Here is a 14,272-nt window from a genome sequence, read left to right on the forward strand (position 1 = left end):
TCAGGACGCCGCCTCGATCGACTCCTTGGCGGCCTGGGCGACCGCCTCGGAGGTGATGCCGTACTCGGCGTAGAGCGTCTTGTAGTCCGCCGAGGCGCCGTAGTGCTCGAGCGACACGATGCGGCCGGCGTCGCCGACGATCTCGCGCCAGCCCTGCGCCACGCCGGCCTCGACCGAGACGCGGGCCTTCACGCCGGACGGGATGACCGACTCGCGGTACGCCTCGTCCTGCTTGTCGAACCACTCGCGCGAGGGCAGGGAGACCACGCGGGCCTGGATGCCGTCGGCCGCGAGGATCTCGCGCGCCTCGACGGCGAGCTGCACCTCGGAGCCGGTGCCCACGAGGACGACGTCGGGCGTGCCCTCGGTGTCCAGGAGCACGTAGCCGCCCTTGAGGGTGCCCTCGGCGCCGGCGAAGCCGTCGGTGCCGCGCGGGTAGGTGGGCACGTTCTGCCGGGTCAGCACGATGCCGGCCGGGTTCTTCGTGTTCTCGAGGATGCCGCGCCAGGCCCAGGCGGTCTCGTTCGCGTCCGCCGGGCGGACGACGTCGAGGTTCGGGATGGCCCGCAGCGCCGCGAGGTGCTCGACCGGCTGGTGGGTCGGGCCGTCCTCGCCGAGGCCGATCGAGTCGTGCGTCCAGACGAAGGTGGTCGGGATGCTCATCAGCGCGGCCAGGCGCACCGAGGCACGCATGTAGTCGGCGAACTGCAGGAACGTGCCGCCGTAGGGGCGGGTCAGGCCGTGCAGCACGATGCCGTTCAGGATCGAGCCCATGGCGTGCTCGCGGATGCCGAAGTGCAGGGTGCGGCCGTAGGGGTCACCCGGGAACTTCTTGGTCGCGTGCTCGGTCGGCACGAACGACGGCACGCCGTCCATGGTCGTGTTGTTCGAGCCGGCGAGGTCGGCGGAGCCGCCCCACAGCTCGGGCAGCACGTCCTTGAGCGCGGTCAGCACCTTGCCCGACGCCGCACGGGTCGCGACGCCCTTCTCGCTCGCCTCGAACTCGGGCAGGGACTCGGTCCAGCCCTCGGGCAGCTCGTGGGCGCGCAGGCGCGCAAGGAGCGCGGCGTTCTCCGGGTTGGCCTCGGACCAGGCGGCGAAGGCGGTCTCCCAGGCCTCGCGCTCGGTGGCCTGACGCTGCGCGACGGAGCGCGTGTACGCGAGCACCTCGTCGTCGATCGCGAACGTGGCCTCGGGGTCCAGGCCGAGCGCGGACTTGAGGCCCTTGACCTCGTCGGCGCCCATGGCCGAGCCGTGGATGCCGCCCGTGTTCTGCTTGGTGGGCGACGGCCAGCCGATGATGGTGCGCAGCGCGATGATCGACGGCTTGCCGGTCTCGGCCTTGGCGGCGTCCAGCGCCGCGGCCAGCGCGTCGGTGTCCTCCGCGTAGCCCGCGCCGCCCGAGGTCCAGTCCACGCGCTGGGTGTGCCAGCCGTAGGCCTCGTAGCGCTTCAGCACGTCCTCGGTGAACGCGATGTTGGTGTCGTCCTCGATCGAGATCTTGTTGTCGTCCCAGATCACGATCAGGTTGCCGAGCTGCTGGTGGCCGGCGAGCGACGAGGCCTCGGAGGTGACACCCTCCTGCAGGTCGCCGTCCGAGGCGATGACGTACACGTGGTGGTCGAACGGCGACTCGCCGGGGGCGGCGGCCGGGTCGAGCAGGCCCCGCTCGCGGCGCGAGGCGAACGCCATGCCGACGGAGGAGGCGAGGCCCTGGCCCAGCGGTCCGGTCGTGATCTCGACGCCGGCGGTGTGGCCGAGCTCGGGGTGGCCCGGGGTCTTGGAGCCCCAGGTGCGCAGCGCGGCGATGTCCTCCATCTCGAGGCCGTAGCCCGCGAGGAAGAGCTGCAGGTAGATCGTCAGCGACGAGTGTCCGGCGCTCAGCACGAAGCGGTCGCGGCCGACCCAGTCGGGGTCCGACGGGTCGTGGCGCATGGCCTTCTGGAAGAGGAGGTACGCGGCCGGCGCGAGCGAGATCGCGGTTCCGGGGTGTCCGTTGCCCACCTTCTCGACGGCGTCCGCAGCCAGCGCCTTGATGGCCTTGACCGCTCGCTCGTCGAGCTCCGACCACTCAAGGGGCTTCAGCACGGGGTCGAAAGCGTTCACGAGTCCTCTTTCTCTCCGCCGGCGGCCCGCGGCCTGTCCGGAGAGCGGACAGGCCGGTGAGCCGTGCAGCGTGCGTGCGGCGGCGGCGGGATGCCGGCCGCCCGTGGTTCGATTGCGAAATCAACCCTATACGCGCACTCCTGCACCCGCGCAGGCCTGTCCACAGACAGTGAGACGGTTGCCCCAGGACAAATCTCACACGGTCGTGCGGGAATGCGGTGCGCGGCGGGGTCACCCCGCGACGTACCATGGGCACGCACCCGACCGGCAACAGCGCCGACCAGGTGCGTTACCGACTTCCAGGACCCTCCCGAACGGAACTGCGACGCGCGTGAGAACGAGCCACCCGACGACCGGCCAGACCGCGCGTCCCCAGACGTCCGGGCACGACGCACCGGACGCCGCCGTCGAGCAGCGTCCCGGGGGCTGGTTCATGCGCCGCGCCGGTGCCTACGTCGCGCTGACCAAGCCCCGCGTGATCGAGCTGCTGCTCGTCACGACGGTGCCCACCATGATCCTGGCCGCCGACGGCCTGCCCAGCTTCTGGCTGATCGTCGCCACCCTGATCGGCGGCGCCGGCGCAGCGGGCAGCGCGAACGCGTTCAACATGTGGTGGGACCGGGACATCGACCAGGTCATGAACCGCACCAAGAAGCGTCCGCTGGCCACGGGGGAGATCACCCCGCGCGCCGGCCTGGTGTTCGCCTCGATCCTGGGGCTGCTGTCGCTGGCGTGGTTCGCCCTGGTGATCAACTGGGCCGCGATGTGGCTCACGCTGGGCGCCATCGCGATCTACGTCGTGGGCTACACGATGATCCTCAAGCGCCGCACGCCGCAGAACATCGTGTGGGGCGGCATCGCGGGCTGCATGCCGGTGTTCATCGGCTGGGCCTCGGTCACCGGCGGCCTGAGCTGGGCGGCGCTGGCGCTGTTCGGCATCATCTTCTTCTGGACGCCGCCGCACTACTGGCCGCTGTCGATCAAGTTCAAGAAGGACTACGCGAACGCCAACGTGCCGATGCTCCCCGTGGTCAGCGACGACAAGCGCGTCGCGGCCGAGATGGTGGGCTACACGATCGCGATGATCGCCTGCTCGCTGGCGCTCACCCCGCTCGCGGGCATGTCCTGGGTGTACACCGTGGTGGCCGCGGTGCTGGGCGGCTGGTTCCTCTGGTCCACGATCGCCATGCTGCGCCGGGCGCAGGGCAAGGCCGAGGGCAAGCTGGGCGCCATGAAGGTGTTCCACGGCTCGATCACGTACCTGTCGCTGCTCTTCGTCGCGGTCGCGGTCGACGTCTTCCTGCCGTTCTGACCTTGTTGCCAGACCTCGTTCGTGCTCAAGTCGGCTCGATGTCCGCGATTCTCCACACAGCGGACAGCTCGAGCTTCAAGACGAGGACTTGAATCGACTGGGGATTGCGAGGGTGCTCTTCGCCGCCTCGGACGAATGAGACACCGGCGGTGTCGATCGCGACTCGATAGCTGACTTCGTCACCTCGAACTACTTGGCCGAGCTGGTCGACATCGGTGATTTCGGTCGAGCCTACCTGGCATATTCCCAGGTCCCTATACCACCGCACATCCTGGAGAACCAGTTCATCCGCTTGTGCAGTGGTTACTTCCCGCAACTGGCTGACCCGGGACTTGTCAAAGCATGACTGAGCCATCCGATCCTGTCGTTCGAAGAATTCTTCGACGGCCTGTCGTGAGTCCTGCCTTGGGCTGCCGTCAAGTTCTCCACCAGAACGGGAAGTCCCGCTGGTCAGTGTCCCTGCGGATACGATCAGCAAGGTAATCAGGGTGATCAGACGATTGTGGTGGTGTCGATGCGCGGAAATCACGATGGTTCATACCTCGTCAACGGGGTGCGCGTGACGGTCGCGGAGCGCGAGGACCAACCGAATGTCTTCGATGTTCGATTCGAGTCGAAACCCCGAGTCGGACCTTCCGGATTCTCGATCGGATACAGACCTGAGAGTGCGCACGTCGAGCGTGAGGAGCTGCTGGACGAGATCGGAAGGACGATCGACTCCTACGGGCCGGACGAGCTGGAGCTCGAGAGGGAGAGCTAGTTCCTAGTTGCACCCGAGAGGTTCTGGGGTGGAGAACACCTTGTTGGGCAGGTCTGTGATCCCGTGTACATCCACGTCCGTCCATGACTGGAACCAATGGCGGCCCGTCCCATTGCATTCATAGCGAGCCGTCACTCGGTTTCCACGTCCCCCGTCGCCCGGCGGGAGCACCGCTTGCCCAAGGCGGCCGACGTCGACGTAGATCCCTACGACATTCCTCTTCATCACGCCGGTCGTCACGGTCGCGAAAGGGTAAGCGCAGTTCTTGTTGCCCCAGGAACCGTGCGACTGCACTGCGCGAGGCCCACCGGAGTGCGATATGTGCGCGGAGTCGACCCGTTGTGCGAACTCGCAGATCTCCTCGTTGTCGGTCCTGCGATCGTGTCTGTGCGACGGTGCCTCTGTCGCCGTTCTTTCGGCAGTTGTAGAGGAGGCGGCCTCCTCGCTTTTCAGTGGCAGCTCCGACGAGGCTGCTGTTGGAGCAGCCACCGACCCGAAAGTCAGCAAAGTTGCAGCGCAAAGTCCCGCAGCTCTTTGCGTGTGGGCATGCATTCCTCCGGCATGAGTAAATGTTTGACAAAGCAAAGATAATTGACGTCCAGTGGATCGCAACATGAAAGCGCGGTCATGATTCGGTCAGGCCAGCTGTCCCGGCCTAGGCTGGGCGCGTGACCGAGACCCCTGCCGACCGAACCACCGAACCCGCAGACCAGCCCACCGCGCAGTCCGCGGGCTACTCGTCGGGCCTGCCGACGGCGTCCGCCGTCGTCCCCGAGAGCGACCTGGCGCCCCGCCGGGCCGCCCGCGAGAAGTCGCGGGTCGCCCCCGACTACGCGCGGGCCTGGCTCCTGCTGTCCGCCATGCGCACCGAGCTCTTCGACAAGGCGCAGCTCTCCCGGGCGGACCAGGTCATCCTCGACTGCGAGGACGCGATCGACGACTCGCTCAAGGACGAGGCGCGCGAGAACGTCATCCGGTGGATCAAGAACGGCGGCAGCGCCTGGGTCCGGATCAACGACCGCACCGCGCCCTCCTGGGCCGACGACGTCGCCTACCTGCGCGGCCTCGAGGGCCTCAACGGCGTGATGCTCGCCAAGACCGAGAGCGCGGACGACGTCATCGACACCGCGCAGCGGCTCGGCGGCGACGTGCCCGTGATCCCGCTGGTGGAGTCGGCCCTCGGCATCGAGGAGGCCGTGCACATCGCGAAGGCGCGCGGCGCGTTCCGCCTCGCGTTCGGCTCGGGCGACTACCGCCGCGACACCGGCGCCGCCAACGAGCCCATGGCCATGGCGTACCCGCGCACGCGCCTCGTGGTCGCCAGCCGCATCGGCGGCCTGCCCGGCCCCGTGGACGGCCCCACGGTCGGCTCCTCGCACGCGCTGCTGCGCGAGCAGTCGGCCGACGCCGTCGGCCTCGGCATGACCGGCAAGCTCTGCCTCGACTTCGAGCAGTCGGCCGTCATCAACGAGTCGTTCGCGCCGACGTCGTCCGACGTGGCCTGGGCCGTCGACTTCTTCGCCGAGTTCGAGGCCGCCGGCTCCGTGATCCGCGACGGCAGCGACAAGCCGCGCCTCGCCCGCGCCCAGGTGATCCGCTCGCGGGCCGAGCTGTTCGGCATCAACCCCTCCTGACGCCGGTACCGGTGGTCGAGCTTGTCGGGACCTGCCCAGGTCTCGACAAGCTCGACCAGCGGTGGGTGCGCTCGACCAGCGGCGCGTGTCGTCTCCGGCGCGCCCCGCCCGCTTCACCCGCCCACCCTCGGCATGATGGGCCGGTGTCCTCAGCACTGGCCCATCCGTCGTTCCGCGAGAACCACCCCGGCCCGCCGCCCGCCCCGGTGGAGACCGGCCGGCTCGACCGTGCGCTGCGGGACTACCTCGCGCACCTGAGCGTGGAGCGCGGCCTCTCGGCCAACACCGTCGCGGCCTACCGCCGCGACCTCGTGCGGTACGTCGCCTACCTCGACACGGCGGGCCGCGACGGCCTGTCCGGCGTGACGGAGTCCGACGTCACCGCCTTCGTCGAGGCGGTGCGCCAGGGGACCGACGGCGGCCGGCCGCTGTCGCCGTCCTCCACCGCCCGGGCGCTGGCCGCCGTGCGCGGCTGGCACCGGTTCGCGCAGGCCGAGGGCCTGGCCGTGGACGACCCGTCCGCCGAGGTGCGTGCCCCCACCCAGATGCGGCGGCTGCCGCACGCCCTGTCCGTCGACGACGTCGCGGGGCTGCTCGACGCCGCGGGCACCGGCGACGGGCCCCTGCCGCTGCGGGACCGGGCGCTGCTGGAGCTGCTGTACGCCACGGGCGCGCGGATCTCCGAGATCGTGGGCCTGGACGTCGACGGCGTGGGGGACTCCACCGCCGTCCGGCTGCTCGGCAAGGGGTCCAAGGAGCGCGTGGTGCCCGTGGGCTCGTTCGCCCGCGACGCCCTGGAGGCCTACCTGGTGCGGGCCCGCCCGGCGCTGGCCGCGGCCGGCCGGGGCACACCCGCGCTGTTCCTCAACACGCGCGGCGCGCGCATGTCGCGGCAGACCGCCTGGGCCGCGCTGCAGGCCTCCGCCGCGCGGGCCGGGCTCACGGAGCACGTCTCGCCGCACACCCTGCGGCACTCGTTCGCGACCCACCTGCTGTCCGGCGGGGCCGACGTCCGCGTGGTGCAGGAGCTGCTGGGACACGCCTCGGTCACCACCACGCAGATCTACACGATGGTCACCCCCGACGCCCTGCGCGAGGTCTACGCCGCCGCCCACCCCCGGGCGCGCTGACCGAACGACGCCACGCCGGGGCTTCGAGCCGGGGAGTGCCCACACTCTGGTATAGCGTGGCGGGCGTGAGCGAGGCACCCAGCCCGGAGGGAGCGAGCACGATGACCGACATTCTTCTCGGCAAGACGGTCGTCGGCGCTCCCGACGACTCGGAGATCGTGCGCGACGTCGTGGGGCGGGTCATGCCGGACCTGCCCGAGCCGGCGCCCCTGGCGAGCCACGGCCCGGCGCGCATCATCGCGATGTGCAACCAGAAGGGCGGCGTGGGCAAGACCACGACGACGATCAACCTGGGCGCGTGCCTCGCGGAGTACGGGCGCAAGGTGCTGCTGGTCGACTTCGACCCGCAGGGCGCCGCGTCGGTCGGCATCGGCGTCAACCCGCACGAGCTCGACCTGACGGTCTACAACCTGCTCATGGAGCGAGGCGTGGAGATCGGCGACGTCGTGCTGCCGTCCGGCATCGAGAACCTCGACGTGCTGCCCGCGAACATCGACCTGTCGGCCGCGGAGGTGCAGCTCGTGGGCGAGGTCGCCCGGGAGTCGGTGCTGGCCCGCGCCCTGCGCCCGGTGATCGACGACTACGACGTCATCCTCATCGACTGCCAGCCGAGCCTCGGCCTGCTCACCGTGAACGCCCTGACGGCCGCGCACGGCGTGCTGATCCCGCTGGAGTGCGAGTTCTTCGCGCTGCGCGGCGTCGCGCTGCTGGTGGAGACCATCGAGAAGGTGCGGGACCGGCTCAACCCGGCCCTCGAGATCGACGGTATCCTCCCGACCATGTACGACTCGCGCACTCTCCACTCCCGGGAGGTCGTGGCCCGGGTGCACGAGGCCTTCGGCGACACGCTGCTGCACTCGATCATCGGGCGCACGGTCAAGTTCCCCGACGCCACCGTCGCCGCCGAGCCCATCACCGCGTACGCCCCGGGGCACCCCGGCGCGGCCGCGTACCGTCAGCTCGCCCGGGAGCTCGTGGCCCGTGGCGACGCTGCCTGAGGTGGCGCCGCCGGCCGACGTCGCCGAGGTGACGGCGGAGCCTGAGGCAGAGGCCCCCGAGGCGCCGTCGTCGGAGCGGGCACCCGCGACGCCGGGGGAGCAGCCCGCCGAGCGGTCGTCGTCGCGCATGTTCCAGGTGCGGCTGCACAACTTCGAGGGCCCGTTCGACCTGCTGCTGTCGCTCATCGCCAAGCACCAGATGGACGTCACCGAGGTGGCGCTCGCGGTCGTGACCGACGAGTTCGTGGCGCACATCCGCGAGGCGGAGCGGGCCTCCCGCGAGGCCGCCGAGCGCGGCGAGGTGCACGAGTCGTGGGACCTCGGCGTGGCCAGCGAGTTCCTGGTGATCGCCGCGACCCTGCTGGACCTCAAGGCCGCGCGCCTGCTGCCCGGCGTCGTCGACGAGGACGCCGAGGACCTGGAGCTGCTGGAGGCCCGCGACCTGCTGTTCGCCCGGCTGCTGCAGTACCGGGCGTACAAGGAGGTCTCCAAGGTCCTCGCGGACCAGATGGCGTCGTCCGGACGGCGCGTGCCGCGCCTGGCGCCGCTGGAGCCGCACCTGGCCGCGATCCTGCCGGAGCTGGTCTGGGACACGACGCCGGAGCGGCTGGCCGAGCTCGCCGCGAAGGTGCTCGCGCCCAAGCCGCCGCCCGTGGTCGGGCTGGCGCACCTGCACGGCTCCGCGGTCAGCGTGCGCGAGGAGGCCGGCGTCATCGTCAAGCGGCTGCGCACCGAGCGCTCGGTGACCTTCCGGTCGCTCACGGCCGGCACGGAGCGCCTGGTGACCGTGGCCCGGTTCCTGGCGCTGCTGGAGCTGTTCCGCGACGCCCTGGTCGGGTTCGAGCAGGTCAGCCCGCTGGGCGAGCTGACGGTGCGCTGGACCGCCGGGCCCGACGACGGCGGCAAGTACCTCGACCCGGCGGCCGGCCCGAGCGAGTTCGACGAGGACGACGTCCCGGCGGCCGAGGAGTCGGGGACCGACACGACAGTGACCGACACCACGGCGACCGACACCGTGGCGGCCGAGGACACCACAGCAGACGCGACAGCGGCGCACGCGGACCTCGCGGGGCCCGGAACGGAGGCGACGGCATGACCGTCGAGGAACAGGCCCCGCAGGCCGAGCTGGACGCCGGGACCGACGCCGTCGCGACCCCCGCTCCCGAGGAGCCGGTGCTCGTCGACGTGCACACGCTCCCGGGCGGGGCGCACGCCGCGGTCGAGGCCGTGCTCATGGTGGCGGACGCGCCGATCGGCGCCGACCGGATCGCGGCCGCGCTGAACCTGACGCAGGACGAGACGGACGACATCCTGCACGAGCTGGCCGACGAGTACGCCGGGCACCTCGGCTCGCGCCCGCGTGGCTTCGAGCTCCGCCGCACGGTCGACGGCTGGCGCATCTACTCCTCGACCGCGCACGCGGACCCCGTGGGGCGCTTCGTCCTGGACGGCCAGTCGGCCAAGCTGAGCCAGGCCGCGCTGGAGACGCTCGCCGTGATCGCGTACCGTCAGCCGGTGTCGCGTGGCCAGATGAGCGCGGTGCGAGGCGTGAGCGTCGACGGCGTGGTGCGCACCCTGCTGACCCGCGGGCTGATCGCCGAGATCGGTCAGGACCCCAGCTCGGGTGCGGTTCTGTTCGGAACCACGGGATACTTCTTGGAGCGGATGGACTTCTCGTCGCTCGACGAGCTGCCCCCGCTGGCGCCGCACCTGCCGGACCTGGACACGATCGACGGCCTCGACGGGCTGGACTCCTAGTCCTGCCCGAGGCCCGCACACCGGCCACGCGTGCGCCCTTTTCCTGTAGATCTTCCGACGTACCGAGAGACGAATCATGAGTAACGAACGCCGCGGCGGGAGCCGCCGCGAGTCCGGTGACGGCCAGCAGCCGCGCCGTCCTGCCCGTTCCGGCAAGCCCGGCGGCAAGCAGGGCGGTCAGAACTTCCGTGGGGGCAGCTCCGCGAAGAGCCGCGCCCAGGCCAACGCGCCGCGCCGTCGGCCCGCCAAGCCCACCGAACCGGCCCGTGACGTCCACGTCGAGGACGGCGTGCGCCTGCAGAAGGTGCTCGCGCAGGCGGGGCTGGGCTCGCGCCGCGCGTCGGAGGAGCTGATCGCGAACGGGCACGTCGAGGTGGACGGGCAGATCGTCACCGAGCTGGGCGTGCGGGTGGACCCCGCCACCGCCGTCATCCACGTGGACGGGCTGCGCATCCAGCTCGACCAGGACAAGGTGACGATCGCGCTGAACAAGCCGCTCGGCGTGGTCTCCACGATGGACGACCCCAAGGGCCGCCCGACGGTCGCCGACCTGATCAGGAACCGCGAGGAGCGCCTGTTCCACGTGGGCCGGCTCGACGCCGACAGCGAGGGCCTGCTCCTGCTGACGAACGACGGCGAGCTCGCCAACCGCCTGTCGCACCCGAAGTACCAGATCGCCAAGACCTACCTGGTGACGGTCGAGGGCGAGGTCTACCCGCGCGTCGGCCGCGAGCTGCTGAAGGGTGTGGAGCTGGAGGACGGCGTCGCCAAGATGGACGCCGTGCACGTGCTCCAGCAGATCGACGGCTTCGCGATGCTGGAGGTCGTGCTGCACGAGGGCCGCAACCGGATCGTGCGCCGCATGTTCGACGCCGTCGGCCACCCCGTCACGCGCCTGGTGCGCACGCGGATCGGCCCCATCCCGCTGGGCGACCTGAAGGCCGGCCGCACCCGTGTGCTGGGCCGCACGGAGCTCGGCACCCTGATGAACGCCGTCGACCTGTAGCCTTCCGGGCCGAGCACCTCTCCACCCCAACGAAAGCGAGTTATCTGTGACCAGCCCCGTAGTGATCGCCATCGACGGGCCGTCGGGCTCCGGCAAGTCGAGCGTGTCGAAGGCGGTCGCGGCGCGGCTCGGCCTGGCCTACCTCGACACGGGGGCCATGTACCGGGCGGCCACGGTGTGGAGCATGGAGACGGCGGACCTCGCCGACGCCGCGGCGGTCACCGCCGCGGTGGGCGTGATGCCGCTGGTCATGGGGCTGGACCCGGAGGCACCGGGCGTCGAGCTGGACGGTCGCGACGTGGCCGAGGTCATCCGCACCACCGAGGTCACGACGAACGTGTCGAAGGTCGCGTCCAACCTGGACGTGCGCGCCGAGCTCAAGCGGCTCCAGCGCGCGATCATCGACCAGGAGTCGGGTCCGGCGGCCGTGCACTCGGGCGGCCGGGGGATCGTGGCCGAGGGCCGCGACATCACCACGGTCGTGGCGCCCGACGCCGACGTCCGCGTGCTGCTCACCGCCTCGGAGGAGGCGCGGCTGCGGCGCCGTTCTCTGGAGGTGCACGGCGCCGCCGACGAGACCGCCGTGGAGGCCACGAAGGACCAGATCGTGCGCCGCGACCAGGACGATGCGAAGGTGACGCAGTTCCTCGTCGCCGCGGACGGCGTGGTGACGGTGGACTCCAGCGACCTCGACTTCGAGCAGACCGTCGACGCGGTGCTCGCCGTCGTCGCGCAGGCTCAGGCGGCGGCCAGCACGGTCTGACGGCGGGGTCCGGCGGCGCCGTCCGACGGCGGTGGGGTAGGTCATACGCCCGCGAGTCGGCCGGAGCGGGTCGGGCCTGCGACAATGGGCGCATGACCCACGACTCCTCTGCATCCGAGGCTGCCCTGAACGCGGTGGCCGGAGACGATGCTCCCCTGGACGACGCCGCCACCGTCGCACCCGACCTCGACCTCACCGAGACCGAGGACGATGTCGCGCGCGAGCGTGCCCTGCGTGTCGGCCTCGAGGAGTTCGAGCTCGACGAGGAGGACCAGGCGCTCCTGTCCTCCGAGTGGTCCGACGAGGAGTCCGAGGCCGAGCAGATCCTGCCGGTGCTCGCGATCATCGGCCGCCCGAACGTCGGCAAGTCGACCCTGGTGAACCGAATCCTCGGCCGCCGCGAGGCGGTCGTGGAGGACAAGCCGGGTGTGACCCGCGACCGCGTGTCCTACCCGGCCGAGTGGGCCGGCCGCCGGTTCATGCTGGTGGACACGGGCGGCTGGGAGGTCGACGTCGCGGGCATCGAGTCCAAGGTGGCCGAGCAGGCCGAGGTCGCGATCTCCCTGGCGGACGCCGTGGTCTTCGTGGTCGACGCCGCCGTGGGCGCCACCGCGACCGACGAGCGTGTCGTGGAGCTGCTGCGCCGCTCCGGCAAGCCGGTCGTGCTGTGCGCCAACAAGGTCGACGGCGCCTCGGGCGAGGCCGACGCGGCGTACCTGTGGGCCCTGGGCCTGGGGGAGCCGTTCCCGGTCTCGGCCCTGCACGGTCGTGGCACGGGCGACCTGCTCGACGCCGCCGTCAAGGCACTGCCCTCGAAGTCGGCGCACGGTACGCTGCGGCCCTCGGGCCCGCGCCGCGTGGCGCTCGTCGGCCGCCCGAACGTCGGCAAGTCGTCGCTGCTGAACAAGATCGCCGGCTCGGAGCGCGTCGTCGTCGACGAGGTCGCGGGCACCACGCGGGACCCGGTCGACGAGCTCATCGAGCTGCGCGGCATCCCGTACTGGTTCGTCGACACCGCGGGTATCCGCCGTCGTGTGCACCAGACCAAGGGCGCCGACTTCTACGCCTCCCTGCGCACCGCCGCCGCCATCGACAAGGCGGAGGTGGGCGTGGTGCTGGTCGACGCGTCCGCCCCGCTGACCGAGCAGGACATCCGCGTGATCCAGCAGGTCGTGGACTCCGGCCGGGCCCTGGTCATCGCGTACAACAAGTGGGACCTCATGGACGAGGACCGCCGCCCCTACCTCGAGCGCGAGATCGAGAAGGAGCTGGTGCAGATCCAGTGGGCGCCGCGGGTGAACCTGTCGGCGCGCACCGGCTGGCACAGCGAGCGCCTGGTCCCGGCGATCGAGCGGTCGCTGGCGTCGTGGGACCGCCGCATCCCCACGGGCAAGCTGAACTCGTTCCTGGGCGAGCTCGTGGCCGCGCACCCGCACCCGCTGCGGGGCGGCAAGCAGTCGCGCATCCTGTTCGCGACGCAGGCCTCGACGCGTCCGCCGCGGTTCGTCATCTTCGCCACGGGGTTCATCGAGGCCGGCTACCGCCGGTTCATCGAGCGTCGCCTGCGCGAGACGTTCGGCTTCGAGGGCACGCCGATCGAGATCTCGGTGCGGGTGCGGGAGAAGCGCCGCCGCTGACGGCGCTCCGGCGGCGCGGCACGCCGGGCCGATGCCTACATCGGGGCCGGATCGCGGTACCTTCGGGTCGTGCTTCCGGCCAGTATCCCCAGCCCTGACCCGGTGTGGTCCCAGTTCAGCCTGGGCCCCCTCACCATCCACACCTACGCCCTGTGTCTGCTGGCGGGCATCGTCGCCGCCGCGTGGATCACGGACCGGCGGCTCCGCGCGCGCGGAGCCGCCCCCGGGATCGCGATCGACATCGCGATGTGGGCGGTGCCGATCGGCATCGTCGGCGCCCGGATCTACCACGTGCTCACGCACCTCGGTGACTTCACCGGCCCCGGTGTGGACCCCTGGGCCTGGGTGCGGATCTGGGAGGGCGGCAACGCCCTGTTCGGCTCGCTGCTCGGCGGCGCGCTCGGCGTCTGGATCGGGTGCCGCATCTCCGGCCTGCGCTTCTGGTCGTTCGCCGACGCGCTCGCGCCCGGCCTGCTGGTGGCCCAGGCGATCGGCCGCCTCGGCAACTACGTGAACCAGGAGCTGTTCGGCCTGCCGACCACGCTGCCGTGGGGCCTGGAGATCCGCTCCGACGCACCGATGTTCCCCGCCGGCACGCCCGAGGGCACCCTGTTCCACCCGCTGTTCCTGTACGAGATGATCTGGAACCTCATCGGCGTGGCGGTGCTGCTGCTCATCGAGCGTCGCGTGGTACGCCGCAACGACGCCCTCCTGGCCGACGGCGGCACCCCCGGGCCCGGCCTGCGCTGGGGCCGCATGTTCGGCCTCTACCTCATCTGGTACGGCCTGGGCCGCAGCTGGCTCGAGTCCATCCGGATCGACCCGACGAGCGACGCGCCGCTGGGCATCCCCGCGAACATCTGGACGTCGGGCATCGCGATCCTGCTGGGCATCGGCATCCTCGTGGTGCAGGGACGGCGGCACCCGGAGCCGGAGCCGTCGGTCTACATGCCGGGCCGCGAGCCGGAGGACGAGGACGCCGAGGCCGGTGGTGCGGGCGACTCGGGCGCCGAGGCCAAGAAGCGGGCGGGCTCGGACCAGGACGCGGACGTGGACGCCGCGGACGCCGACGCGAGCCCCGTGGACCCGGCGGGGAGCAAGTAACCCTGGTCGTGCTGGACCCTGTGTCGCGAGCGGTCCGGGCGGTCAGCCCTTGCCCGCCGCGAGG

The 14,272-nt window shown here is 71.2% G+C and carries 12 protein-coding genes; 10 read left to right on the forward strand and 2 right to left on the reverse strand.

Annotation, left to right across the window (positions count from 1 at the left end):
- Positions 1-2,106 carry a transketolase gene (tkt, locus tag H291_RS0109785; RefSeq protein WP_020014812.1) on the reverse strand — a complete coding sequence of 702 codons (2,106 nt, stop codon included), beginning with the start codon at positions 2,104-2,106 and terminating at the stop codon, positions 1-3.
- Between the two features lie 331 nt (positions 2,107-2,437).
- Between tkt and H291_RS33730 the strand changes: the two genes are divergently transcribed.
- Entirely contained in the window at positions 2,438-3,418 is a 981-nt protein-coding gene (locus H291_RS33730) for a heme o synthase (protein WP_020014813.1), read from the forward strand.
- 25 nt (positions 3,419-3,443) lie between these two features.
- Here the strand turns inward: H291_RS33730 and H291_RS0109795 are convergent, their stop codons facing one another.
- Positions 3,444-3,947 carry a hypothetical protein gene (locus tag H291_RS0109795; protein ID WP_157236796.1) on the reverse strand — a complete coding sequence of 168 codons (504 nt, stop codon included), beginning with the start codon at positions 3,945-3,947 and terminating at the stop codon, positions 3,444-3,446.
- A gap of 1,013 nt (positions 3,948-4,960) precedes the next feature.
- Here H291_RS0109795 and H291_RS0109805 point away from each other — a divergent pair.
- The 9 genes from H291_RS0109805 (at position 4,961) to lgt (ending at position 14,208) form a co-directional block, all read left to right on the forward strand.
- The gene (locus H291_RS0109805) at positions 4,961-5,812 is read left to right on the forward strand and encodes an HpcH/HpaI aldolase/citrate lyase family protein (protein WP_026365591.1); all 852 of its coding nucleotides are present in this window, start codon (positions 4,961-4,963) and stop codon (positions 5,810-5,812) included.
- Positions 5,813-6,018: 206 nt separating this feature from the next.
- Complete coding sequence (gene xerD, locus H291_RS0109810) at positions 6,019-6,942, forward strand: site-specific tyrosine recombinase XerD (RefSeq protein WP_020014817.1); 924 nt, start codon at positions 6,019-6,021, stop codon at positions 6,940-6,942.
- Between the two features lie 101 nt (positions 6,943-7,043).
- Positions 7,044-7,940, forward strand: a complete 897-nt coding sequence (locus tag H291_RS0109815; RefSeq protein WP_020014818.1) for a ParA family protein — start codon at positions 7,044-7,046, stop codon at positions 7,938-7,940.
- Positions 7,924-9,036: a segregation and condensation protein A gene (locus tag H291_RS0109820; protein WP_020014819.1), complete on the forward strand. Its 1,113-nt coding sequence runs from the start codon at positions 7,924-7,926 to the stop codon at positions 9,034-9,036. Before H291_RS0109815 ends, H291_RS0109820 begins: the two co-directional genes overlap by 17 nt.
- The gene (gene scpB, locus H291_RS0109825; RefSeq protein ID WP_020014820.1) at positions 9,033-9,698 is read left to right on the forward strand and encodes an SMC-Scp complex subunit ScpB; all 666 of its coding nucleotides are present in this window, start codon (positions 9,033-9,035) and stop codon (positions 9,696-9,698) included. Before H291_RS0109820 ends, scpB begins: the two co-directional genes overlap by 4 nt.
- 76 nt (positions 9,699-9,774) lie before the next feature.
- Entirely contained in the window at positions 9,775-10,704 is a 930-nt protein-coding gene (locus tag H291_RS0109830) for a pseudouridine synthase (RefSeq protein ID WP_020014821.1), read from the forward strand.
- Positions 10,705-10,750: 46 nt separating this feature from the next.
- Positions 10,751-11,467 carry a (d)CMP kinase gene (gene cmk, locus H291_RS0109835; protein ID WP_026365593.1) on the forward strand — a complete coding sequence of 239 codons (717 nt, stop codon included), beginning with the start codon at positions 10,751-10,753 and terminating at the stop codon, positions 11,465-11,467.
- 92 nt (positions 11,468-11,559) lie between these two features.
- Positions 11,560-13,104 carry a ribosome biogenesis GTPase Der gene (gene der / locus H291_RS0109840; RefSeq protein ID WP_033325861.1) on the forward strand — a complete coding sequence of 515 codons (1,545 nt, stop codon included), beginning with the start codon at positions 11,560-11,562 and terminating at the stop codon, positions 13,102-13,104.
- Between the two features lie 69 nt (positions 13,105-13,173).
- On the forward strand, positions 13,174-14,208 hold the full coding sequence (gene lgt / locus H291_RS29400) for a prolipoprotein diacylglyceryl transferase (protein WP_084467886.1): 1,035 nt from the start codon (positions 13,174-13,176) through the stop codon (positions 14,206-14,208).
- Positions 14,209-14,272: the final 64 nt, after the last annotated feature.

It is taken from the genome of Promicromonospora sukumoe 327MFSha3.1, assembly GCF_000385135.1.
GTDB classification, from domain to species: domain Bacteria; phylum Actinomycetota; class Actinomycetes; order Actinomycetales; family Cellulomonadaceae; genus Promicromonospora; species Promicromonospora sukumoe_B.

What these genes read in the sequence shown, in the direction of transcription:
- H291_RS0109815 (WP_020014818.1), top strand. Translation starts at nt 7,044, where the DNA reads ATGACCGACATTCTTCTCGGCAAGACGGTCGTCGGCGCTCCCGACGAC.
- scpB (WP_020014820.1), top strand. Translation starts at nt 9,033, where the DNA reads ATGACCGTCGAGGAACAGGCCCCGCAGGCCGAGCTGGACGCCGGGACC.
- H291_RS0109830 (WP_020014821.1), top strand. Translation starts at nt 9,775, where the DNA reads ATGAGTAACGAACGCCGCGGCGGGAGCCGCCGCGAGTCCGGTGACGGC.
- der (WP_033325861.1), top strand. Translation starts at nt 11,560, where the DNA reads ATGACCCACGACTCCTCTGCATCCGAGGCTGCCCTGAACGCGGTGGCC.